This is a genomic window from Mesorhizobium terrae, assembly GCF_008727715.1.
GTDB classification, from domain to species: domain Bacteria; phylum Pseudomonadota; class Alphaproteobacteria; order Rhizobiales; family Rhizobiaceae; genus Mesorhizobium; species Mesorhizobium terrae.
The window spans coordinates 356,859-380,692 of sequence record NZ_CP044218.1 but is presented as its reverse complement, the minus strand read 5'-3'; the positions used below and the strand labels follow the sequence as shown (position 1 = coordinate 380,692).

The following is a 23,834-nucleotide window of genomic DNA, read 5'->3' as shown; positions in this document are numbered from 1 at the left end:
TGTTGGAAGAAATGAGGCGTTTCAAGGGTGTCCCCTGTCTTAACCTCATTCGAAGTCCGGAAGGATCGCACTCCGTCCAGCACCCCTCATCCGACCTCGCTTACGGCGGCTGTGCCGCCGAGCTCGGCCACCTTCTCCCTCAAGGGGAGAAGGGATGGCATCAGTCATCTTACGCCTGGTTGTACAGGTCGAAGGCCTTGGCGCCATCAGCGCCGTCATGGATGATCGCCATCAGGCCGCGCACCACCGCGCTCGGATTGGCGTGCTGGTAGATGTTGCGGCCATAGACCATGCCGAGCGCGCCTTGGCGCATCAGCGCCGCCGATTTGTCGAACACCGCGCGCAGATCCTCCTTGCCGCCGCCGCGCACCAGCACCGGGCAGCGCGCCGCCTCGACCACGCGGTGGAAGTCTTCTGCATTCGTGGTCGGGTCGGCCTTGACGACGTCGGCGCCCATCTCGCGCGCCAGCCGGGTCAGCGTCACGATTTTCTCGACGTCGCCGTCGACCATGTAGCCGCCATGTTCCGAGACCGGCAGCATGGCCAGCGGTTCGATCATCAGCGGCATGCCGTATTTCTCGCAATCGGCGCGCACGCGGGAAATGTTCTGCACGCACTGTTTGAACAGGTCCGGCTCGTCGGGCAGCATGAACAGGTTCACCACCACGCAGGCGGCGTCCATCTCGATGGCGCCGATCAGCGGTTCGGCCTCGTTCTGCAGCAAAGCCCACATAGCCCGGTGGCGGATCTTGTTGTAGGGGTTGCCCATGTCGAGACGCATCACCAGCGCCGGCTTGTCCTTGCCGGGAACGTCCTGCAGCAGGTCGGCCTGGCCGTAATTCATCTGGATGGCGTCGGGGCCGGCCTTCACCAGTCTGTCGACCACGCCGGCCATGTCCTCCAGCCCGACCAGGAAGCTCGGCTCGTTGCACACGCCATGGTCGATGGCGACGTCCAGGCAGCGGCCATTGCCGAACAGCCGGTTCATGCGGGCTTTTTTGTTCACGCGCATATCGCGCTCCTTTTCTTGTCGGTCTTGGAAGGGTTGGAAAGGTCGACGCCGTGCTGGTGCTTGAGCAATGCCAGGAACGCCGCGCGTTCCCGCGAGGCTTGCCCGGCGTCCCAGTTCTTGCGGGTGGCGAGGAGATCGAGCACGGCATCGACAAGCTCGCTCGTCAGGTCGCCGGTAATCGCGATGGTGGTGCGGCGCAGGAAGATGTCGGCCAATGTCTCGACCTGTTCGCGCTCCACGATCAGCCGGATTTCGCCTTCGCTGTAGTCGCAGCCCGGCAGCATTGCATCGGAGGCTACGGACAAGCCGGCTGCAACATCGCGCGCGGAAGTGCCGTAGCGCTCCAGAAGCACCTGCGCGCGCGCCTCGCTGATCTTGTGTTCGGCTGCCAGCTCCGCGCACCACACAACTGTATCAGGCGGAAAGTTCCGCCCGCCACCGATCGCCATGTCTTCGGTGCCGACTTTGCGGGAAAGCCCAAGCCGTTCCAGCGACATGTCGGCGGCCAGCGCGCCGAACGAGCGGAAGGTCGTCCATTTGCCGCCGATCATGCACAGCGTCGCCGGCAGGTGCCCGCTGGCCTCGACGAATTCGCAGAAATGGTCGCGTGGAATGCGTCCGGTGAAACTGTCGTCGCTGGCCGGCAGCGGCCGCACGCCGGCGAAGCGGAAGACGATCTCTTCAGGGGCGATCTCGATCGACGGGAAGACGAAGGCGAGCGACTGCAGGATGTATTGCAGCTCGTCGTCCTCGCAGCGCACCTGGTCCGGATCGTCGACGCGGATATCCGTCGAGCCGATCAGCACCTTGCCGAGATAGGGGAACAGGATGCAGATACGGCCATCCTCGTTCTCGTAATAGATCATCTGGCCGGCGAGCGCGTCGTAAAGCTCCCGGTTGTCGACGATGATGTGCGAACCCTTGGTGCCGCCCATCATGCGTGGTGCCGCGGCGCCGATCGCCGCATTCGTCAGGTCGATCCAGCCGCCGGTGGCGTTGATGACGAGGCGAGGGCGCACCGGCAGCGTCTCGCCCGAGATCGTGTCGGTCAGGATGAGGCCGTCCGCGTTGGAACCGACCTGTACGTAGTTGAGCGCCTGCGCCGAAGGCGACGCCGCCATCGCATCGTTCAGCATTTCAAGCCCGAGCCGCTCCGGCCGGCTCACCCAGGCGTCGTAATAGGTGGCCGAGCTGCGCGTTGCCGGGTTGATCGCCGGCCATGTCTTCAGCGTTTCTCTGGCACCGCGAAAACGATGCACGGGCATCAGCCGGCGCGAGGCGGTGAAGACGTCATAGAGCGTCAGCCCCGCCTTGATCACCACCGCGCCGCGCCGGCTGGGCCGCCGGGTGAGGCCGAGGAAGCGCACCGCGCCATTGGCGATGCCGGAGAAAATATCGAAGATCGGCACGGTCGTCGGCAGCGGCGCGACATAATGTGGGGCGTTGCGCAACAGCCGGTCGCGCTCCAGAAGCGATTCCTTCACCAGCTTGAATTCGCCGTTCTCCAGATAGCGCAGGCCGCCGTGCACCATGCGCGACAGTGCTGCGCTCGCCCCGCCGCAATAGTCGCCTTTCTCGGCCAGCAACACGTCGACGCCCTGCAAGGCGAGCTCGCGGAAGACCGAGATGCCGTTGATGCCGCCGCCGATGATGAGCACGGCAATGTCCGGCCGCTCTCGCAGCGCGGCGAGTGTTTCGTTGCGCGTCATTTTGGAAATGCCTCGGGGTTACTCAGGCATCCATCTGGGTGAGATGCATGGCTATCGCTTTGTCTATGACGGCGAGTTCGTCGGAACCCAGCCTGATCTCGCCGGCGCGCGCATTGTCGATCGCCTGCTCGGGATTGCGGGCGCCGCACAGCGCGAAGGTGATGCCCGGCTGCGCCAGCGTCCAGGCGATGACGATCTGCGCCATGGATGCCTTGTGCTGTTCGCTGATCGGCTGGATCGCTTTTTTCAGCGCCGCCACCTTCTGTCGGTTGGATGCCGAGAAGCGCGGATTGTCCTTGCGCTGATCGTCGCCGGAGAAGGCCCGGCCGGGGTCGATGGTGCCGGTCAGCAAACCGAGCGCCAGCGAGGAATAGCTGAGCGTCGCCACATCGTGCTTCCGCGCGATCGGCAAAAGCGTGCCTTCGATCTCGCGATCGATCATCGAATAGCGTTCCTGGATGGCGTCGAGCTGGCCGGCTGCCACATACTGCTCGAGGTCGTCCGCGCTGATATTGCTGGCGCCGATCGCGCGGATTTTTCCCGCCGTCTTCAGTTTCTCCAGCGCGGCCATCGTTTCGGCGATCGGCGTCGTCGGGTCCTGCCAGTGGGTGATGTAGAGGTCGATATGGTCGGTGCCGAGCCGCCTCAGGCTCTGCTCCAGCTCATAGGTGATGCCGTCGGCGCCGAGATAGCGGTGCACCGGTTTGTCGTCCTGGTCGAAGAAATGGTTGCCTTTGCCGGAATGCCAGTTCAGCCCGCATTTGGTGGCGATCACCACCTTATCGCGCTTGCCCTTGATCGCCTTGCCGACGATCTCCTCGCTGCGGCCAAGCCCGTAGGCGGGCGCGGTGTCGATCAGGCTGACGCCGGCGTCGATAGAGGCTTCGATGGCGCGGATCGAGGCCTGCTCGTCGGTGCCGCCCCACATCCAGCCGCCGATTGCCCAGGTGCCGAGACCGACACCGGACGCCTGGATGCCGGATGCGCCGATGGGGCGTTGGATCTGTCTGGAACTCATGCTGCTTCTCTTTCGGCAAGGTCGAGGATACCGAGGCCGGTGGCCTCGTCGGTGACGATGATGTCGAGATGGTTGCCGCGCATCGCCGACAGGATCGGCGCGATCTTGCTCGGCCCGCTGGCAATGCCGATCGAGCGCGGAATGGTGGCGAACTCGTCCAGCGTCAGCGAGACCAGCGAGCGGTTCAGCGTGTAGTCGCTGAGCTTGCCATCCCGGTCGATCAGATGCGCCAGCAATTCGCCCGATGCACCGGAACGCTCGATCGCCTGGCGGTCGGCGCTGGAAGAGGGGTGCAGGTCGTAATAGGAAGAATCGTCGGTCAGGATCGAACCGATGCCGACCACAGCGACCGTGGCTTCGCGCGCCCGGCGGAACACATCGGCCACCGCGCGCACCCCCATCAGCATCTCGCGCTGTTCCGGCGTGTCGGCAAACAGCGGCGCGTGGATCTGGTAGGCGCGGCCGCCCAGCCTGTCGGCCATCAGCGAGGCGACGTGATTGACGTCGGTATAGTGCTTGCCCTGCACCAGCCCGGTGGCGGGGATGACCTCGACGTCATAGCGGCGGCCTGGCTTCAACCCCGCGACCAGCGCGCTGACACCCTTGCCGCCGGTGATCGAGATGGTGTCGCCGTCCTTGATGGTTTCGAGCAAAAGATTGGCTGCCGCTTCGCCGACGCGCTGCAAGGCCGTCTGCGGGTTTTCCGAGACCGTCGGCACCACCACCGCGCGCTCGATGCCGCCGAGCGCGACAAGCCGCGCCTCGAGGTCGACCAGATGATCGATCGGCGACTTGATCTTGATCTCGACCAGGCCGAGCTGATGGCCGCGCTTGATCAGCCGGTTGACGGTGGCATGCGAGATGCCGAGCTCCTTGGCGATCTCGGCCTGCGTCTTGCCTTCCACATAGTGGAGGACGAGCGCCTGGTGCATCTGGCGCACGGTCGAGATGTCGTCGCGAGTGTTGGGGGGTGCCATCGTGCCGCGCCTCGATCTCAGGATTTCTGGCGATGCAGGAAGTGGTCGGCCGACACGGCGGCCAGGAGGATGCAGCCCTTGATCATGTCCTGCCAGTAGACCGAGATGTCGAGTAGGATCAGCGAACTGGTCACCACCGAGAGCAGCGCGATGCCGAGGATGGCGCCGAAGATCGTGCCCGAGCCGCCCTTCAGCGAGGCGCCGCCGATGACCGCCGCGGCGATGATGTTGAGCTCCATGCCGGCGCCGAAGGTCGGCGTGGCGGCGCCGAAGCGGGCCATGTAGATGACGCCGGCGACGCCCGACAGCGTCGCGCACAGCACCGTCACCCAGAATTTCACCTGGTTGGTCTTGATGCCGGAGAACTGCGCTGCCTTCTCATTCGAACCGGTATAGAACACCTTGCGGAACGCGGTGGCGCGCCTGAGCAGGAAATCGAAGATCGCCACCACCACCACGAAGATGATGATGACATAAGGCACGCCCTGGAAGCTGCCCTGGCCGATCGCCTTGAATTCCGGCGGCAGCGTGAACAAAGACAGCGGCGTGCCCTTGGTGATGACCAGGCACAGCCCGCGCACGATCACCATCGCCGCCAGCGAGGTGATGAAATGGTTCAGTCCCACCACCGTCACGAAGAAACCCATCACCGCGCCGATCAGTGCGCTCACTGCGATGCCGATCAGGCTGGCGGTCCATGGGTCCAGCCCCATCAGGAACAGCGCGCCTGAAACCACCATCGAGAAGCAGACCACCGAGCCGACCGACAGGTCGATGCCGCCGACGATCAAAAGGATCGTCATGCCGACCACGACGATGCCTTCGATCGAGAAGCTCATCAGCATGGCGCGGAAATTGCCCCAGGTCAGGAAGTGCGGCGAAGCGAAGCTCATGGCGATGCACAGCGCCAGGATGATCACGATCAGGCCGGCCTCGCGCATCGAGGCGAGCCGGGCGAAGCTGGAACGGCCGGCGCCCGTGGCCCTGATCTCGGCATGCATGACGGTTTCTCCACTCTCAAGCGACATTGTGGGCCTGTCCTTGGCTCGTTTGCGCCGGCTTAACGCCCGACGCGAGCATGATGATGGTTTCCTCGTCGAGTTCGCCCGCGCCGAGTTCGCCGGCGATGGCGCCTTCGCGCACGACCAGCACGCGGTCGCACAGGCCGATCAGTTCGGGCAGTTCCGAGGAAATGACGACGATGCCGACGCCCTGGTTGGCGAGGTCGCGCAACAGGCGATGGATCTCGACCTTGGCGCCGACATCGATGCCGCGCGTCGGCTCGTCCATGATGATGACCTTGGGCGAAACCGAAAGCTGCTTGGCGATCGCCACCTTCTGCTGGTTGCCGCCGGAAAGCGTCGATACGGCAACGTCGATGCCGGCCATGCGCACGCCGAGCCGCTTGGCGAGGTGTGTTGCCTGATTGGCTTCCGCGCGGCGGTCGAGCAGGCCAAGGCGCCCGGTGAGCTTGCCGAGGTCGAGCGCCGAGACATTGGCGGCGATCGACAGATCGAGGAACACGCCCGAGCCCTTGCGGTCCTCCGAGAGATAGACGAGGCCGGCACGCACGGCGTCGGCATAAGAGCGGATGGCAAGCGGCTTGCCGTCCAGCGCGACACTGCCGGCGCTGGCCTGCCTTAGTCCGCAGATCGTCTGCGCGATCTCGCTGCGTCCGGCACCGATCAAGCCGCCAATGCCGAGGATTTCGCCGGCTTTCAGGTCGAGATCGACATCGACGAAACGGCTGCCGTCCGACAGGCCGCTAACAGAGAGCAGGGACCGTCCCGGTACCGCGTCGGCGGGGAGCTTGTCGGGATAAAGCTGGGTGATCTCGCGGCCGACCATCTTGCGCACGACATCGTCGGGCGAGGTCGCCGCGATGGCCTCGGTCGCGACATAGCGCCCGTCGCGAAAGACGGTGACGCGGTCGCACAGCGAAAAGATTTCGGCCATGCGATGGCTGATATAGATGACCGAGATGCCGCGCGCTTTCAGGCCGCGCACGATGGAGAACAGGCGCTGCGCTTCCGTCTCGGTCAGCGCCGCGGTCGGCTCGTCGAGGATCAGCACCTTGCAGTCGAGCGTCAGCGCCTTGGCGATCTCGACCAGCTGCTGGCTGGAAATGGAAAGGTCGGCGACTTTGCTGCGCACCGGAATGGGCGCAAGCTGGTTCATCGCCTTCTCGGCCTGCGCATAGACTTCCGCGTAATTCATCAGCGGCGCGCGCCGGGTATTGATCGCAGCCATGCAGATGTTTTCGGCAACCGTCGCGTCCTGGCAGAGCGCGATTTCCTGATGCACCAGTGCGATGCCGAGCTTCTGTGCCGCCGCCGGCGAGGCGATGGTCACGGGCTTGCCGTCGATCAGGATTTCGCCTTCGTCGGCCTGCAGCACGCCGCCGATCATGTTCATCAGCGTCGATTTGCCGGCGCCGTTCTCGCCGCACAGCGCGTGCACCTCGCCGCGGCGCAGTTCGAAGGCGACGCCGCTCAGCGCCTGGACCGGCCCGAACGCCTTGGAAAGGTTGCGGATCTGAAGGACGGGCGCGTCGGTCACGCCATGCTCCTGCGAAAGGTTCTGAAAAAGTGCTGGAAGGGAAAGCCCCTTCCAGCGAGAGCGATTGTGGGCCGAAGCTTACTCTTCGATGCCCTTGGTGCCACGCCGCTTGAGATACTTGTCCCAATAGAAATCGTCGGCGTTGTCCTTGGTCACGATCGAGAAGCCGTTGTCGACGAACGGCACCTTCATCGCATTGGAACCGGCGCGCTTGGCGTCGTTCATCGGGTCGATCAGCTCGGGATGCTTGGCCAGCCACAGAAGCATGAAGCCCATATAGCCCTGCATGCCCTGGTTGGGGTTGACCGAACCATAGATCTCGCCGGCCTTGATCATGTCGAGGATCTTGGCGTTGACGTCGGCCAGCATCACCTTGATCTTGCCGCCGCCTTCCTTGGCCGCCTGCGCGGCGCCGATCGCCGAGTTGGCTTCCGGCATGAACACGGCGCCGAGGTCGGGATGCGCCTGGGCAAGGCTCAGCACCGCCTGATAAGCCTTGGTCGGGTCCTGGTTGGACGCGGCGCGGCCGACTAGCTTCATATCCGGCCACTTGGTTTCCATGCGCTTGACGAAGGCCGAGACACGCTTGTCGTGATTGTCCTGGCCGGGGTTTTCGAGAACGGCGTATTCGCCCTTGCCGCCCATCGCGCCGGCAACGGCGTCGGCGGCGTAGGTGCCTTCCGCGAGATTGTCCGAGGTGATGAAGGAGACGCGTTTGGAATTGGGCGAGTCGGCCGCGAAGGTCACCACGGCGGTGCCCTGGTCGACGGCGCGGTTGATCGGCTCGATGAACGGATCGGAGTTCATCGGGTGCACCAGGATGCCGGCCGGCTTCTGGGCCAGCGCCTGGTCGAAGCTGGCGATCTGCTTGTTCACGTCATATTCCGGCGTGCCGGTATAGGCGGTCTCGCAGCCGAGCTGCTGGCCGGCCTGCTTGAACATCTCATAGACCGGGAACCAGTATTCGACGCCCGAGACCATGACGTTCATCACGTATTTTTCGCCGGGCTGGCATTTGAACGGATTGGCGGTTTCGGCGAGTGCCGGGGCCGGGCTCATAAAGGTCGATGCCGCCGCCGCCATGGCGAGCGTGCTTAAGAATTTGCGCAAGTTTCCTCCCTTGGCCGAAGCCATTCTTCAATAACCGTCGCGGCGCTTGGCACGCCGCTTCATGGATTGATTTGCAGCCGGACTTCCTCCCGAAGCCGGCAGCTGGATCATTGCAGCGCACGATGATACTGTCAATAAAATTCATATACTGAAATATATTTCACATCAATGGACGTTTGGGTTGAAAAACCGCACCATCTTAATTCGTCATTCCCGACCTCGTGAGGGAGCGCAGCGACCGGAGAGTGTCGGGAATCCATGCCGGACCGCCGATAGTGGCATGCCGGTCCAAAATTGCGCGTATGATCTTGAGCACAGAACATTTCGTGCTGCTTTTCTGACCGCTACCCGCTTTGAATCCGGATCGGCTCCACGTTATGAACGTTCCGGCATGGATTCCCGACACTCTCCGGTCGCTACGCTCCCTCACGAGGTCGGGAATGACGAACCGAGAGACCGAGCCGCTGGTCCAAAGGCTATGGTTGATCGGCAGCGCCGGAAGGCGGTTCGAGGAGAGGCAATGAGCGTCGGCATCAAGGACTTCGGTTTGACCTGCGGCACGCTGCCTTCCGGCACGTTGAATGCCGTCACCGACGTTCCGGGCGTGCGCGTCGGCCATGTCACGCTGCGCGACGGCGACATCAACACCGGCGTCACCGCCATCCTGCCGCATGGTGGCAATCTTTTCCGCAGGAAGGCGAGGGCCGCCTCCGAAGTCATCAACGGTTTCGGCAAGACGGTCGGCCTCGTGCAACTCGATGAACTCGGCACCATCGAGACGCCATTGCTGTTGACCAACACGCTGTCGGTCGGCACCTGCGCCACCGCGCTGATCCGCGAAGCCATTCGCCAGAACCCGGACATCGGCCGCCGCACGGGCACCGTCAATCCGCTCGTCGCCGAATGCAATGACGGCCCGCTCAACGACATCCAGGCGCTTGTCGTGAGCGAGGCGCATGCACTGGCCGCCATCGAGGCCGCCAGCGAAGGCCCGGTCGAGCAGGGCAGCGTCGGCGCCGGCACCGGGATGACCTGCTTCGGCTTCAAGGGCGGCATCGGCACGGCGTCGCGTCGCATCAGGCTCGACAGCCGCGATTATCATCTGGGTAGCCTCGTGCTTTCCAATTTCGGCCGCGCCGGCGATCTCGTCCTGCCCGATGGCCGCCGCCCCGATCCGCGCCGACCGACTGAGGCCGAGAGCGGTTCGGTGGTCATTGTGCTGGCGACCGACATTCCGCTCGAACACCGCCAGTTGAAACGCGTCGCCCGCCGCGCCGGTGCCGGCATCGCCAGGCTGGGTGCTTTCTGGGGCCATGGCAGCGGCGACATCGCCATTGCCTTCTCGACCGCGGATCCCGTCGATCACGACGAGAAGCGCGGTGTCGTGCCTCTTCAGGCTTTGAGTGAAACGCGTATCGATGCTCTGTTCCAGGCCGCCGCCGAGGCGACCCAGGAAGCAGTGCTGAACTCCATGCTCGCCTCGCCTGCCTTCGAGGGCAGGGGCGGCGCGCGCCGGCCGTCCCTGGCGGATTGGTTGCGGGCTAGCGCCTGACTTCCCTTCTCCCCCTGTGGGAGAAGGTGGCTCGGCGCGCAGCGCCGAGACGGATGAGGGGTGTTGGACGGAGCGCTACCCTGACAGATTTGGGACCGTGGTGAAGCCGGCACTTGTTCCCGCGCGGCCTCATTTCTTCCAACACCCCTCATCCGACCTCGCCTGCGGCGGCTGCGCCGCCGGCTCGGCCACCTTCTCCCACAAGGGGAGAAGGAAATGCACATCCCCGTCCCTCCACAAACCCTCCCTCAACACCGAAGTCTGTGGACATTAGTCTTGACAGAAATACATATGTTCAATACCCGTCAGGCATTCGAATAGCCTGATGTGGGAGGAGTGACCGGTATGGCTTCCAATATTGCGTTGACGGGCCTGGCCCGCGATCTTGAGGAACGCGGCAAGTCCGGAAAGCCGATCCGCATCGGCCTCATCGGCTCGGGCGAGATGGGTACCGATATCGTCACCCGCGTGGCGCATATGTCCGGCATCGAGATCGGCGCGATCTCGGAACTGAACATCCCCAATGCCCACAAGGCCGTCGACATCGCCTTCCAGGAAGGCGGCCATTCCAGGGAAGCATCGAACGCCTCGGCCATGACGGCCGCCATGGAAGCCGGCAAGGTCGCCGTCACCAACGATGCCGACCTGATCATCAACAACGACCTGATCGACGTGGTCATCGACGCCACCGGCGTGCCGGCCGTCGGCGCCGAGATCGGCCTGCGCGCCATGGAGCATGGCAAGCATCTCGTCATGATGAATGTCGAGGCCGACGTCACCATCGGCGCCTATCTCAAGAGCGAAGCCGACCGCCTCGGCGTCACCTATTCGCTCGGCGCGGGCGACGAGCCGTCCTCCTGCATGGAGCTGATCGAATTCGTCTCGGCCATGGGCCATCCCATCGTTGCCGCCGGCAAGGGCAAGAACAACCCGCTCAACATCGACGCCACCCCTCCCGCCTATGAGGAAGAGGCCGCGCGCCGCCACATGAACGTGCGCATGCTGGTCGAGTTCGTCGACGGCTCCAAGACCATGGTCGAGATGGCGGCGATCGCCAACGCCACCGGTCTGGTGCCCGACAAGGCCGGCATGCATGGCCCGGCCGCCACATTGGGCGAACTGAACAAGGTGCTGGTGCCGCAAAAGGACGGCGGCGTGCTCTCCAGGGTCGGCGTCGTCGATTATTCGATCGGCAAGGGCGTTGCGCCCGGCGTCTTCGTCGTCGCCGACATGTCGCATCCGCGCGTTTCCGAGCGCATGGAAGACCTGAAGATGGGCAAGGGCCCGTATTTCACCTTCCACCGGCCTTATCATTTGACCTCGCTGGAAGTGCCGCTTACTTGCGCCCGCGTCGTGCTCTACGGCAAGGCCGACATGGTGCCGCTGGCCAAGCCTGTCGCAGAAGTCTGCGCCGTCGCCAAGAAGGACATGCAGCCGGGCGACAAGCTCGATGCCATCGGCGAATATTGCTACCGCGCCTGGATCATGGCGGCCCCCGAGGCGCGCGCCGCCAAGGCCATCCCCTGCGGCCTGCTGCAGGGCGGTTCGGTGACGGCGCCCATCAAGAAGGGCGAGCTCATTACCTATGTCAACGCCGCTCCGGCGCCTGGCTCCAAGATCGCCGAGCTGCGCGCCCGGCAGGACAAGCTCGTCTACGGCAACTAAGGCAATCGAGGAAGCATCATCATGGCCACCGCCAGGAAAGCCGCCAACAGCGACGCGGCGCAACCCAACCTGCCTTTCGCCTTCCGCCAGTATACGGCTGAGCAGCTGCGCGAAGTGCTGCACAAGATGTATCTCATCCGCCGCTTCGAGGAAGGTGCCGAAGACGCCTACATGCGCGGTCTGATCCACGGCACCATGCACCTGTCCATCGGCCAGGAAGCAAGCGCCATGGGCATCTGCATGCCGCTCACCGATCAGGACCAGATCACCTCCACCCATCGCGGCCACGGCCATTGCATCGCCAAGGGCGCCGATGTGAAGCGCATGTTCGCCGAGTTCTTCGGCAAGACCACCGGCTACTGCAAGGGCCGTGGCGGCTCCATGCACATCGCCGACGTCACCAAGGGCAATCTCGGCGCCAACGGCATCGTCGCCGGCGGTATCCCGATCGCGGTCGGTGCCGCCCTTGCAGCCAAGAAGCTCAAGACCGGCAAGGTCGCGATTTCGTTCTTCGGCGACGGCGCCAACAATGAAGGCGCCTTCCACGAGGCGCTCAACATGGCCGCCGTCTGGAAACTGCCGGTCATCTTCGTGTGCGAAAACAACGGCTACGGCATGTCGACCTCGACCGAGCGTTCGACGGCGGTCAAGAACATCGCCGACCGCGCCAGCGCCTATGCGATGCCGGGCGTCATCGTCGACGGCAACAACTTCTCCGAGGTGGCGCAGGCTGCGCATGAGGCCGTCGAGCGCGCTCGCGCCGGCGAAGGCCCGACGCTGATCGAGTCCAAGACCTATCGCTACCGCGGCCACTCCAAGAGCGACCGCAACCGCTACCGCACCAAGGAAGAGATCGAGGACTGGATGGCCAACCGCGACCCGATCGCGCTGTTCGAGGCCGAGCTGAAGGAATTCGGCATCATCGACGACGCCGGCATCGAAGCGGTGCGCGAAGCAGTGAAAAAAGAGATCGCCGACGGCATCGAATTCGCCAAGGCGAGCCCGAGCCCCGAAATCCGCGACCTTGAGAATTACGTCTATACGGAGGTTGCGTGATGGACGTCGCAGTGCGTGAACTGAGCTATGCCCAGGCCATCCAGGAAGCCATGGCGATCGCCATGGAGCAGGATGAGCGCGTCTTCCTGATGGGCGAGGATATCGGCGTCTATGGCGGCGCCTTCCAGGTCACCGGCGATCTGGTCGAGCGTTTCGGTACCGACCGTGTCATGGACACGCCGATTTCCGAACTGGGCGGCGCCGGCGTCGCCGTGGGTGCGGCGTTGACCGGCCTGCGTCCCATTTTCGAGTTCCAGTTTTCCGATTTCGCCACGCTCGCCATGGAGCAGATCGTCAACCAGGCCGCCAAGATGCGCTTCATGCTGGGCGGCGAGGTTTCGGTTCCGGTGGTGATGCGTTTCCCGGCCGGTTCCGGCACGGGTGCCGCCGCGCAGCACAGCCAGAGCCTGGAAGCCTGGCTCGGCCACGTGCCCGGCCTGAAGGTGATCCAGCCGGCGACGCCGCATGACGTCAAGGGCATGCTGCTTGCCGCTGTCGCCGATCCAGACCCGGTCATGATCTTCGAGCACAAGCTGCTCTACAAGATGAAGGGCCCGGTTCCGGAAGGCCACTATACCGTGCCGATCGGCAAGGCCGACGTGCGCCGCAAGGGCCGCGACCTCACCATCGTCGCCACCTCGATCATGGTGCACAAGGCGCTGGAGGCGGCAGCCGCGCTGGAAGCCGAAGGCATCGACATCGAGGTCATCGACCTGCGCACCGTGCGGCCGATGGACAAGCAGACCATCATCGACAGCGTCAAGAAGACCTCGCGGCTTCTGTGCGTCTACGAGGCGGTGAAGACGCTGGGCATCGGCGCTGAAATCAGTGCCGCCGTCGCCGAAAGCGACGCGTTCGATTATCTGGATGCACCGATCGTGCGCCTTGGCGGCGCCGAAGTGCCGATCCCCTACAATCCCGAGCTGGAAAAGGCGACGGTGCCGCAGGTGCCGGACATCATCGCGGCGGCGCGCGATCTCGCCAAGGGAAAGCGCTGACGATGCCGGTCGAAGTCATCCTTCCCAAGGTCGACATGGACATGGCGACCGGGCAGATCTCGCGCTGGTTCGTCGCGGAAGGCGCCACCGTCAAACAGGGCGACGTCCTGTTCGAGATCGAGACCGACAAGGCGGCGATGGAGATCGACGCGCCGGCTTCCGGCACGCTGCGCAACATCACCGGCAAGGAAGGCGTCGACATTCCGGTCGGCGCGCCGGTGGCCTGGATTTATGCCGAGGGCGAGGACGCCGGCGCTGTTGCCGCCGCCGCGCCTGCGGCCGTTGCGGCCGAGCCGCAGCCTGTCGCCAACGGCAAGGCCGAAACACCGATGTCCTCCTCCCAGGACAAGGCCGCGCAGACCGCGCTCGCCGTGCAGGAAACGCCTGCGCCGGCCGGCGCGGTCCGCGCCACGCCATTGGCGCGCCGCTTGGCGCGGGAGGCGGGGCTTGACCTGTCCGCCGTCACCGGTTCCGGTCCGCATGGTCGTGTGGTGAAGGCGGATGTCGAGGCGGCGATTGCCGGCGGTGGCGTCGCCAAGGCCGCATCAGCACCTGCTCCGGCCGCAGCACCTGCCGCTGGCAGCGCACCGGCTGTCAAGCCGATGTCGGACGAGGCGGTGCTGAAACTGTTCGAGCAGGGCTCCTACGAGCTCGTCCCGCACGACAATATGAGGAAGACCATCGCCCGGCGTCTGGTCGAGGCGAAGTCGACCATCCCGCATTTCTACCTCACACTCGATTGCGAACTCGACGCGCTCTTGAAGCTGCGCTCCGAGCTCAATGCCGCCGCCCCGATCAAGAAGACCGACAAGGGCGACGTGCCCGCCTACAAGCTCTCGGTCAACGACATGATCATCAAGGCGATGGCGCAGGCGCTGGTTGCGGTGCCCGATGCCAACGCGTCATGGACCGAGACCGCCATGGTCAAGCACAAGCATGCCGATGTCGGCGTGGCGGTGTCGATCCCCGGCGGGCTGATCACGCCGATCGTCAGGAAGGCCGACCAGAAGACGCTGTCGGTCATCTCCAACGAGATGAAGGACCTCGCAAAACGGGCGCGCGACCGCAAGCTGAAGCCGGAAGAGTATCAGGGTGGCACCACGGCCGTTTCGAACCTCGGCATGTTCGGCATCAAGGATTTCGCCGCCGTCATCAACCCGCCGCATGCGACGATCCTGGCGGTGGGTGCCGGCGAGGAGCGGGCGGTGGTCAAGGGCGGCGAGATCAAGATCGCGACCGTGATGTCCGTGACGCTGTCGACCGACCACCGTGCCGTCGACGGTGCGCTGGGTGCCGAACTGCTCGGTGCCTTCAAGCGCATCATCGAAAACCCGATGACGTTGCTGGTTTAGGATTGGCGCGACTCTCCCTTCTCCCCTTGTGGGAGAAGGTGGCTCGGCGCGCAGCGCCGAGACGGATGAGGGGTGTTGGAAGAAACGAGGCGGTGCAAAATTCGCCTCGATACCATCCTAAATTCGGAGAGGTTGCACTCCATCCAGCACCCCTCATCCGACCTCACCTTCGGTTCGGCCACCGTCTCCCGCAAGGGGAGAAGGCAAGAGCGCTTATTCCTTCGCCTAACCCTAAAGCTTGAAACCCAGCCCGTTCAGCGTCTGCGCGATTTCAGTCCAGTTCGCGCAAGCGGCATGCGCGCCTTGCGCCTTCAGCTTCTCGCCATGGCCGGCAAAGGTGTGTCCGCCGCCGGTGTAGCCGATCGCGATCATGCCGGCAGCCACCGCGCCCTGCACGCCGAAGGGCGAATCCTCGATCACCACGCAGTTGGCCGGGGCCACGCCCATCTTCTCGGCGGCGTGGAGAAAAATGTCCGGCGCCGGCTTGCCGCGCTTGACCATGGAGGAGGAAAAGATCGCGTCGCCGAAATGCGGCGCCAGGCTGGTCACGTCGAGGCTGTGATGAATGCGTTCCAGCGACGAGGACGACGCCACGCAGCGCCCCGTCTTCAGTGTGCCGAGGAACGGCGCGATGCCGTCGGTCGGGTTGAGCTTTTCGCTGAACAGGTCGCGGGTCACCGTCCACAGGTCGATTTCCTGCTCCGGCTTAAGGTGATGGCCGGTCAGTTCCTTGATGCGGATGATGATGTCGGCCTGCTTCATGCCGACGCATTGGGCGATGATGCCGGGGCCGACGCCGCTCATGCCATGCTTTTCGTAGACGCGCTCATAGGCTTCCGCGGCCAGCGGCTCGCTGTCCACCAGAACGCCGTCGCAATCGAAGATGATCAACTGTTGTGCCGTCACGCCGTGCCTCTAAGCATCCGATGATTTCGGCACATCGCTATCGGCAATGAGACAAATGTTCAAGCTTTGCGTTCAGGCGCGACGACTGATTTCCGGCTTAGTTTTCGTGTCGAGCGCAGTGCGCATCGCCTGCCTCGACTGCGCGCTGTCGGGCATGATCCAGTTCGGCTCGGCGCCGAGGAAGCGGTCGAGGAAGGCCACCGCATAGGCCGGCATCTCGGTCACGTTCTCGCGATAGGACCACCAGGTGCGCAAATCGTCGGCGCACTGGTCGATGGTCGGGGCGTGCCCGAACTCCTGCTCGTGCACGGCCGCGATCGCCGACACGCAATAGTTGGTGTAGAGGAAACCTTCCGGCCAGAACCGCACGATCTCGGCCATGCCGGCGTCGACCGGCGGCAGGTCGGGCCGTTCGCCGGCGCCGACAACCTTGACCGGGTTCTGGCGGATCAGTTCGCGCAGCACCAGCCCGGCGGCGAAGATGATGAAGTCGGCGCGGTTCACCTCGGCGAAGCGCTTCTGCGCGTCCATGATCTCGATCCAGTCGAGAAAGGCCCTGGTCAGCCTGGTCTCGTCGATCTCGAAACGCAGGCCATAGGTCGCTTCCACCGAATGCGCGTTGGCGCGGAACGTCGCCCTGAACCAGCGCAAGCGCCGCAGCTGATGGCCGAGGTCCGGCATCAGCGCCAGTTCGTCTTTGAATCGCAGGTCCATGCACGTTCGTCCTTTGCCAAAGACAGTAGCACAGGCGCCGGCGTCTCCAAATGTCGTGGATCACCGGCCTTCATGCTTTCTCGAAAAATCATACATATTGACATTAAAGAAAACAAATGTTCTCTAACTTCATCCTGACGCCGGCGTAGAAAGTCGCGGGCTTCAGGGGCTTGGGAGGAGACGTCCTGATGGCAATCTGGCAGTGGGCCTTGCTTTCGCTCGCGCTCGTATGGGGGCTGCAGTCCCTCGGCGTATGGCTGCAGATGCGCCACTATTCGGATGTCTTCAAAGGCATCACCCAGAAATATGCCGACGGCTTCGTCGGCGCCGGCAACCATCGCGGCCGCTTCGCCAGGGGCACGATCGTTCTGGTGGTGGTGACGCCCGACCTGATCGTGCGCCGCCTGCTCGTCATGAGCGGCCGTTCGGTGTTCGCCAAGTTCAAGCGACATGAAGAATATGAGGGCGTTGCCCTCGACCGTATCCGGTCCAATCCCGCGATCAAGGGAGAGGGGGAGCCCGGTGTGGCCGAGGCCGTGAAGCGGGCGATCGAACAGATCGACCGGGCACGGTCGGAGCCGGGAAGGAAGCCGGGTCTCGCCGGCTTGAAGACAGTCAGCGCATAGAGCGAACACCACCGCCGTTGGGGACAGACGGCAGGCGGTCCAAGGAGGAGATATGTCTGTAATTTCATTGTTGGCGCAGCACGCCGACATGGCCGTCCAGCACCTGCATGTCGCGGGTGCTGTGGTCCAGGACGCGGCCTTGCACGGCAAGCTCGCGGTTACCCATGCCAGCGACAATCTCGTCGTTCTGGCGCAGGCCGACGCCGGCCCGATCACGGTCGAGCAGTTCAAGGAAAAGCTCAACGAAGTCGCCAAGGAGGAGCAGCTCGGCTGGCTCACCGCCATCGGCAAGTACTTCATCGGCATCTTCCAGAAGGGCGGCGAGGTCTTCGCCGGCTTCGTCACCGGCATCATCCCGACGCTGGTCGTGCTGATGACTGCCTTTTACGCCGTCACCGAGCTGGTCGGCGAAGAGCGTGTGCACGGGCTTGCCCGCGGCGCCGGTCGCATCGCGCTCACCCGCTACACGGTGCTGCCGCTGCTCGCCGTCTTCTTCCTCACCAACCCGATGGCCTATACGTTCGGCTCCTTCCTCGAAGAGAAGCACAAGCCCGCCTTCTATGACGCGGCCGTGTCTTACGTGCACCCGCCGCTCGGCCTCTTCCCGCACATCAATCCGGGCGAATATTTCGTCTGGGGTGGCGTGCTGGTCGCCCTGCTCGAGCTTGAGAAGAAGGGCGCCGTCGTTGCCGGCTACCACATCAAGGTGGCCATCTGGTACGCCATCGTCGGCCTCGTCGTCATCCTGCTCAAGGGCATGCTGACCGAGCGCATCACCGCCATCATGGCACGCCGCCAGGGCGTCGAGCTGTAAGCGGCGGGGAGGACATCATGGCAAAGACCTACAAGGCCGTAAAAATCTCCAGGGGCTCCGGAGGCTGGGGCGGCCCGCTCGTCATCGAGCCGACCGCGCAGCGCAACAAGGTCGTCTCCGTCACCGGCGGCGGCATCCACCCGATCGCCCAGCAGATCGCCGAGATGACCGGCGCCGAAGCCGTCGACGGCTTCAAGGCGCCGCCGATCGAAAGCGAAATGGCTGTCGTCGTCGTCGATTGCGGCGGCACCGCGCGCTGCGGCGTCTATCCGCGCAAGCGCATTCCGACCGTCAATCTGACGCCGGTCGGCCAGTCCGGGCCGCTCGCCCAGTTCATCCAGGAAGACATCTATGTTTCGGGCGTCAAGCCGGCCAACATCGTCATGGCCGACGGCTCCGAGGCGGTAACCACTGCAGGGGGAGCAGCGGCCATGAATTCGAGCAACAGCAATTCGCCTTCGGCGGCCGCCCGGTCCACCGAGATCGAAAACGGCGGCGGTCTTGTCGGGCTGATCTCTTCGATCGGCCGCGTCATGGGCCGTGTCGTCGGCATCTTCTTCAATGCCGGCCGCCGTACCATCGACCAGGTGGTGCGCAACGTCCTGCCGTTCATGGCCTTCGTCACCATGTTGATCGGCCTGATCCTCTATACCGGGATCGGCGACGTTCTGGCGCAACCGATGGGTCCGCTGGCCAACAACATCGTCGGCCTGCTGATCATCTCGGCCATCTGCGGCCTGCCGTTCCTGTCGCCCATCCTGGGGCCAGGCGCGGTCATCGCCCAGGTCATCGGCGTCGCCATCATCGGCCCGCAGATCGCCAATGGCACGATCTCGCCCGCAATGGCGCTGCCGGCGCTGTTTGCCTATAACACCCAGGTCGGCTGCGACTTCGTTCCGGTCGGTCTGGCGCTCGGCGAGGCCAAGCCCAAGACGATCGAGATCGGCGTGCCGGCGGTCCTCATCAGCCGCCAGATCATGGGTCCCGTTTCCGTGCTGCTTGCATGGGTAGTCAGTCTGCTGGTCCTGTAACGAAAAGAAGGAGTTTCGCCGCATCATGACGGTTCTGTTGGAAACGCGGGTAACCGCAGTTGGACCCGAAGTGGCGGATCTCGCCGAGGGCGGCGTGGTCATCCTGTTTGCGGATGGCTCGCCGCCGGAGCTCGCCGAGGTTTCGGTGATGCATAAGGCCGTACAGGGCCCCAGCGACGGCGCGCCGCAGGTCGGCGCGTCGATCGCCATCGGCGCGGTGTCGGCAACGATCACCGCGGTTGGCTCCACCGCGTGGAGCAAGGTGCGCGAAATCGGCCATGTCGTCATCTCGTTCAACGGTGCGACACATGCCGAACGGCCGGGCGAAATCTGCGCCAGTGCCGTCGATGCCGGCGCGCTCGTCCAGGCCCTGAAGCAGGATGCGCTGATCACCATCGCCGCCTGATACGCCTGGCGTCGCGGCCTGCGCAGGGCTCGCGGCGCTTTTTCTTTTGCTGCGCGCCCATTCCGGGTCGGAGCAATTCCAGGAAAAGTGTGTAGCGGTTTTCCGTCCGGAATTGCGTCAAGACAAGAAGAAGGCGCGTTTCACCGTTTCGGTGAAACGCTCCGGGTCCGGAATATCTGATAGGATTGCCCGTATGGAACGCTCGACCATCGTCAGAGTGCATGAAGGTTTGCACGCCCGCCCCGCCACCCGCTTCGTCAGGCTCGCCAAGAGCTTCGAATCGGAAGTCGAGATCGTGAAGGCGGGCAAGGCGGTCAGCGCCAAGAGCTCGGTCAAGCTGATGCTTCTGGGCGTCAAGGAGAACCAGGAAGTCACCGTGCGCGCCAACGGCGCCGATGCGGTCGAAGCCGTCGAGGCGCTGATCGGCTATCTGGAAAACCCGCGCGCCGGACTTGACGAGGACGATGCCACCAGTGAGCACAAGGAGATGAATGGCGAGGCCGCGAAGCCGGTCGTTGCCACCACCCCGATGCAAGTGGCCGCGCCCGCTGGCGGCCTGCGCGGCGTTGCCGCCAGCGAGGGCGTCGCGGTCGGCCAGGCCTTCGCACATTTCCCACCCGAAATCCGCCCGCAGGCGCGCACACTGTCACCTGAGGAAGCCGAAGCCGAGATCGTGCGTTTCGGCCATGCCGTCAAAGTTGTGCAGGCGCGCATGGACAAGGCATTGGCCAGCGAAGGGCTTGCCGGTGGCGATCGTGGCATTGTCGCCGCGTTGCGTGACCTTGCCGCCGACGACACCTTGATTGGCGACGCCGAGGCGATGATCCGCAGCGGCTCCGATGCCGTCGCCGCCGTCATTGCCACCGCCGCCAAACTCGCCGCCGAATTCGGTTCGGTCGACGATCCTTATCTCAACGCCCGCGCCGACGACGTGCAGGCGGTCGGCCGCCAGATTTGTCTGGCCCTGCTCGGCCAGGACGATGTCAGCCTTGAGGACATTCCGCAGGGCGCCATCCTGATCGCCGACGACATCGGCGCCTGGGACCTGTCGCGCGCGCCGCTGAAACGCATCGGCGGCATCGTCTGCGGCCACGGCGGCGCCACGTCCCACATCGCCATCATCGCTCGTTCGCACGGCATTCCGGCGGTGCTCGGGCTTGGCGCCCGCGTCTCGGAGTTGCGGACGGCGAAGGAAATCGCCCTCGACGGCAATGGCGGCACGGTGGTCGCCGATCCGGCCGATGCGGTGAAGGCCGAGCATCTCAGCCGCATCGAGGAGGCGGCGAAGGAACGCCACGCGCTCGACGTGTTCAAGGACGTGACGCCGAAGCGCGCCGACGGCACCGTCATCGAGGTGGCCGCCAATATCGGCTCGCTGGAAGAGATCGAGGCCGCGCTAGCCGCGGGTGCAATGGGCGTCGGCCTGTTCCGCACCGAGCTCCTGTTCATGCGCCATATGCACCTGCCGTCCGAGGACATGCAGGCCGAAACCTATGCTGCGCTGGCGCGGGCTTTCGCACCGCACCCCGTCATCGTGCGCACGCTGGATATCGGCGGCGACAAGCCGGTCGCCGGCATCGAATTCCCCGAGGAGGAGAACCCCTTCCTCGGCTGGCGCGGCATCCGCATGTGCCTCGACCGCCCGGATATCTTCAAGCCGCAGCTGAGAGCCCTGCTGCGCGCCGCCGTGCACGGCAACGTCAAGGTGATGCTGCCGATGGTGTCGGATATCGCCGAGGTGCGGCGGGCGCGGGCGCTGATCGATGAATGCGCGGCCGAGCTTGCGCGCGACGGCGTGCCGTTCGCCCGTTTCCAGCTCGGCGTGATGATCGAGACGCCGGCGGCGGTGCTGATCGCGCCGGCACTCGCCAGGGAGGTCTCGTTCTTCTCCATCGGCACCAACGACCTTACCCAATATGTCATGGCCGCAGACCGCCTGAACCCGACGGTGGGCGCCCTCAACGATGTCGCCAATCCGGCGGTGATGGTGGCGATCGCGATGACGGCGAAGGCCGGCGTCGAGGCCGGCATCATGGTCGGCATGTGCGGCGAGGCCGCCGCCCGGCCGGACCTGATCCCGGAATTCCTGCGCATGGGCCTGACCGAACTGTCGATGAGCCCGGCCTCGATCTCGCGCGCCAAGAAGCGCATCGTCGAGCTGGGCAAAGCGTAAGAGCCTTCGTCGCGCTGCGTTGAAGCTGCTTCTCTCTCCCTGTTTACGGGGAGAGATGTCCGGCAGGACAGTGAGGGGCAGAGCCAGCTTTTGCTCGCTTCGAGCCGCCCCTCATCCGGCCCTTCGGGCCACCTTCTCCCCGTGAACGGGGAGAAGGGAGAGAGCGCCTACGGCAGATGCGCCAGCAGCGTCGCGAACACCGTCGTCAGCTCGTCCAGCGGATCGTTGCCGTTGCAGGCCGCCAGGATGCGGTCGAGCCGGGCATCGGTGGCGAGCAGCGCGATCTCCAGTAGGTCGGGCTCGGGCTTGGCGCCGGTGTCGACGCTGGAAAGCCCGACCGCCAGCGCTACCGGCGCCAGGCAGGAGATGACAAAGCTGCGCCCCGGGCCGACCGCCGCCGTCGGCGCCTCGCTCTGCCGCAACGGGTCGTGGTTCAGGAATTCGATCAGCAGCGCCGCGCTCAACGCGGCGACCAGCGCCACGCGACCGGCCCAGTCGTCCTCGCGGGCGAGCCTCGAAAAAAGCTCGGCGTGCTGCCTTGCCATGGCGGTGTGGACGGCGGCGAAATTCGCCTCGCGCAGCCGGGCGCCGTCGGCCTTCTTTTCGGCAAGCACCGCCTTGGCCAGGGCGTACATGTCGCGCCGGAAAGCACGTTCGCCGGCAAGCGCTGCCTCGCCGGTCGCGAAATAGGTGCCGATCGGCTTTGGCGCCAGCCCGCTCATGCGGCCGCTGCGCTCGCCCGGCACGAAGGTCTCGGCGATCGACATCATGTCGTCGAAGGCGCTGGCGGCATGGCCGAGCAGCCCTTCGATCTCGCGGATGGGGAAGGGCTGGCGCGCGCTGTCCTCGCCCGGCCGGCCGGGCTGGGCCGGGCTGTCGTGCCGGTGCCTGCGGATGACGCGGCGCACGTCGCGCAGCCGGTCCTTCAGGTTGACACGGACCTCTTCGGAGATTTCACGCAGCATCGTGTGCTCTGCCCCTTATGCTGAAGCCGGTATAGGCGGCATGGTCGTATGAGCCAATTGTTTATATCGTGCAGGACCGGTCAAAAGGCGATAGTGGCCGTATGGCGAATCGCTGAACGGTTCGGCGGCAGCGCATTCGGGGAGGGATTGCATTGGCTAGGAAGCCGCAGCGGCAGGCAGCGTCGGGAATGGCGGCTGGCGGGGCAGCCGAAAACGGAGCAGTGGCGGCCGAAAGCAAGGCCGACCGCCTGCGCATCCGCGCCGCCTGGATGTATTTCATCGAGCAGATGACCCAGAACGAGATCGCCGATGTGCTCGGCGTCGGCCGTGTCACCGTCGTGCGCATGCTGGCCGAGGCGCGCGCCCGCAACGAGGTCAAGATCGCCATCGAGAGCGACTTGTCCGAGATCGTGCGGCTGGAACGGTCGCTGGAAAAGGTCTTCGGCCTCGAACAGGCGCTGGTGGCGCCGTTGTCCAGCCCCGACGCAGACCCCATCCCCGGCATCGCCGCCAAGACGGGTGCCTATCTGTCGGAGGCCATGCGCTCCGGCATGCGCGTCGGCGTCGGTTGGGGCCGCACGCTGTTTTCGACGCTGCCCTTCATCGGCGCCAAGTCGCTCAGCGACTTCAAGGTCATCTCGCTGCTTGGCGGCGTCGGCGTGGCCCGCCGCTACAATCCGGCCGAGTTCGCCTGGCGTTTTGCCCAGGTCTTCCAGGGCGACGGTTATCTGATCCCGGCGCCGGCGGTGGTCGACAGCGTCGAAACCAAGGTCGCGCTGGTGGAGCGCTGCGGCCTGCAGGAAATCTTCGAGATGGCCGACGCGCTGGACGCTGTGCTGTTGTCCATCGGCGGCATCGCCTCGGCCACCACCTTCTATCGCGGCGGCTTCCTCAAGGAGGCGGACCGCGAGGCGCTGGTGGCGCGGGGCGCCGTCGGCGATCTTCTGTTCCACTTCTTCAACCGCAATGGCGACCTCGTCGACGATCCCGTCAACGACCGGGTGATGTCGGTCGAGGTCGACCGCTTGCGCCGGGCGCCGCTGCGCATCCTCACCTCCGGCGGGCAGGAGAAGATCGAGGCGCTGCTCGGCGCCATGCATCTCGTCCAGCCGACGGTGCTGATCACCGACGAGGAAAGCGCGCGCCGCATGCTGGAGATGAAGGTGGCCGGCACACGCTGATCCGAGCAGC

At 64.8% G+C, this 23,834-nt stretch carries 21 protein-coding genes; 11 read left to right on the top strand and 10 right to left on the bottom strand.

From position 1 onward, the window contains the following. Window positions 1-169 precede the first annotated feature (169 nt). From FZF13_RS03215 to FZF13_RS03185, 7 genes are all read right to left on the bottom strand, one after another. Entirely contained in the window at window positions 170-1,012 is an 843-nt protein-coding gene (locus FZF13_RS03215; RefSeq protein ID WP_024927014.1) for a class I fructose-bisphosphate aldolase, read from the bottom strand. Next, on the bottom strand, window positions 1,003-2,721 hold the full coding sequence (locus FZF13_RS03210; RefSeq protein ID WP_024927013.1) for a glycerol-3-phosphate dehydrogenase/oxidase: 1,719 nt from the start codon (window positions 2,719-2,721) through the stop codon (window positions 1,003-1,005). Before FZF13_RS03210 ends, FZF13_RS03215 begins: the two co-directional genes overlap by 10 nt. A 22-nt stretch (window positions 2,722-2,743) precedes the next feature. After that, entirely contained in the window at window positions 2,744-3,739 is a 996-nt protein-coding gene (locus FZF13_RS03205) for an aldo/keto reductase (RefSeq protein WP_024927012.1), read from the bottom strand. Beyond that, window positions 3,736-4,716 (bottom strand): sugar-binding transcriptional regulator, encoded by a 981-nt coding sequence (locus FZF13_RS03200; protein ID WP_036254134.1) that lies wholly within the window; start codon window positions 4,714-4,716, stop codon window positions 3,736-3,738. The genes FZF13_RS03205 and FZF13_RS03200 overlap by 4 nt, the downstream gene beginning before the upstream one ends. 17 nt (window positions 4,717-4,733) lie before the next feature. Further along, window positions 4,734-5,717, bottom strand: coding sequence for an ABC transporter permease (locus FZF13_RS03195; protein WP_024927010.1), 984 nt, complete (start codon window positions 5,715-5,717; stop codon window positions 4,734-4,736). Window positions 5,718-5,733: 16 nt separating this feature from the next. Further along, window positions 5,734-7,275, bottom strand: a complete 1,542-nt coding sequence (locus FZF13_RS03190) for a sugar ABC transporter ATP-binding protein (protein WP_024927009.1) — start codon at window positions 7,273-7,275, stop codon at window positions 5,734-5,736. Between the two features lie 78 nt (window positions 7,276-7,353). Beyond that, window positions 7,354-8,385 carry a substrate-binding domain-containing protein gene (locus FZF13_RS03185; protein WP_024927008.1) on the bottom strand — a complete coding sequence of 344 codons (1,032 nt, stop codon included), beginning with the start codon at window positions 8,383-8,385 and terminating at the stop codon, window positions 7,354-7,356. A gap of 520 nt (window positions 8,386-8,905) precedes the next feature. On the opposite strand from FZF13_RS03185, the gene FZF13_RS03180 reads away from it, so the two are divergent. The 5 genes from FZF13_RS03180 (at window position 8,906) to FZF13_RS03160 (ending at window position 15,008) form a co-directional block, all read left to right on the top strand. Further along, on the top strand, window positions 8,906-9,937 hold the full coding sequence (locus FZF13_RS03180) for a DmpA family aminopeptidase (protein ID WP_024926436.1): 1,032 nt from the start codon (window positions 8,906-8,908) through the stop codon (window positions 9,935-9,937). A 345-nt stretch (window positions 9,938-10,282) separates the two neighbouring features. Beyond that, the gene (locus FZF13_RS03175) at window positions 10,283-11,602 is read left to right on the top strand and encodes an NAD(P)H-dependent oxidoreductase (protein ID WP_024926435.1); all 1,320 of its coding nucleotides are present in this window, start codon (window positions 10,283-10,285) and stop codon (window positions 11,600-11,602) included. Between the two features lie 21 nt (window positions 11,603-11,623). Continuing rightward, the gene (locus tag FZF13_RS03170; protein WP_024926434.1) at window positions 11,624-12,658 is read left to right on the top strand and encodes a thiamine pyrophosphate-dependent dehydrogenase E1 component subunit alpha; all 1,035 of its coding nucleotides are present in this window, start codon (window positions 11,624-11,626) and stop codon (window positions 12,656-12,658) included. After that, window positions 12,658-13,656, top strand: coding sequence for an alpha-ketoacid dehydrogenase subunit beta (locus FZF13_RS03165; RefSeq protein WP_024926433.1), 999 nt, complete (start codon window positions 12,658-12,660; stop codon window positions 13,654-13,656). The genes FZF13_RS03170 and FZF13_RS03165 overlap by 1 nt, the downstream gene beginning before the upstream one ends. A 2-nt stretch (window positions 13,657-13,658) precedes the next feature. Beyond that, window positions 13,659-15,008, top strand: coding sequence for a pyruvate dehydrogenase complex dihydrolipoamide acetyltransferase (locus FZF13_RS03160; protein WP_024926432.1), 1,350 nt, complete (start codon window positions 13,659-13,661; stop codon window positions 15,006-15,008). 231 nt (window positions 15,009-15,239) lie between these two features. Here the strand turns inward: FZF13_RS03160 and FZF13_RS03155 are convergent, their stop codons facing one another. Continuing rightward, window positions 15,240-15,914, bottom strand: coding sequence for an HAD family hydrolase (locus FZF13_RS03155; RefSeq protein WP_024926431.1), 675 nt, complete (start codon window positions 15,912-15,914; stop codon window positions 15,240-15,242). Between the two features lie 72 nt (window positions 15,915-15,986). Then, window positions 15,987-16,628 (bottom strand): hypothetical protein, encoded by a 642-nt coding sequence (locus tag FZF13_RS03150; RefSeq protein WP_024926430.1) that lies wholly within the window; start codon window positions 16,626-16,628, stop codon window positions 15,987-15,989. Between the two features lie 188 nt (window positions 16,629-16,816). Here FZF13_RS03150 and FZF13_RS03145 point away from each other — a divergent pair, with 188 nt between their 5' ends. The 5 genes from FZF13_RS03145 (at window position 16,817) to ptsP (ending at window position 21,678) form a co-directional block, all read left to right on the top strand. Next, a complete protein-coding gene (locus FZF13_RS03145; RefSeq protein ID WP_024926429.1) occupies window positions 16,817-17,254 on the top strand; it encodes a transcriptional regulator GutM in 438 nt (145 codons plus the stop codon). 52 nt (window positions 17,255-17,306) lie between these two features. Then, window positions 17,307-18,068 carry a PTS glucitol/sorbitol transporter subunit IIC gene (gene srlA, locus FZF13_RS03140; protein WP_024926428.1) on the top strand — a complete coding sequence of 254 codons (762 nt, stop codon included), beginning with the start codon at window positions 17,307-17,309 and terminating at the stop codon, window positions 18,066-18,068. A gap of 17 nt (window positions 18,069-18,085) precedes the next feature. Continuing rightward, window positions 18,086-19,099 carry a PTS glucitol/sorbitol transporter subunit IIB gene (gene srlE / locus FZF13_RS03135; RefSeq protein WP_024926427.1) on the top strand — a complete coding sequence of 338 codons (1,014 nt, stop codon included), beginning with the start codon at window positions 18,086-18,088 and terminating at the stop codon, window positions 19,097-19,099. Window positions 19,100-19,124: 25 nt separating this feature from the next. After that, window positions 19,125-19,505 carry a PTS glucitol/sorbitol transporter subunit IIA gene (locus FZF13_RS03130; protein ID WP_024926426.1) on the top strand — a complete coding sequence of 127 codons (381 nt, stop codon included), beginning with the start codon at window positions 19,125-19,127 and terminating at the stop codon, window positions 19,503-19,505. Window positions 19,506-19,698: 193 nt separating this feature from the next. Then, window positions 19,699-21,678 carry a phosphoenolpyruvate--protein phosphotransferase gene (gene ptsP, locus FZF13_RS03125; protein WP_024926425.1) on the top strand — a complete coding sequence of 660 codons (1,980 nt, stop codon included), beginning with the start codon at window positions 19,699-19,701 and terminating at the stop codon, window positions 21,676-21,678. A gap of 167 nt (window positions 21,679-21,845) precedes the next feature. On the opposite strand, the gene FZF13_RS03120 is transcribed toward ptsP, so the two are convergent. Then, entirely contained in the window at window positions 21,846-22,643 is a 798-nt protein-coding gene (locus tag FZF13_RS03120) for a hypothetical protein (protein WP_024926424.1), read from the bottom strand. Between the two features lie 188 nt (window positions 22,644-22,831). Here FZF13_RS03120 and FZF13_RS03115 point away from each other — a divergent pair, with 188 nt between their 5' ends. Beyond that, window positions 22,832-23,824 carry a sugar-binding transcriptional regulator gene (locus FZF13_RS03115; protein WP_051504904.1) on the top strand — a complete coding sequence of 331 codons (993 nt, stop codon included), beginning with the start codon at window positions 22,832-22,834 and terminating at the stop codon, window positions 23,822-23,824. Window positions 23,825-23,834 lie beyond the last annotated feature (10 nt).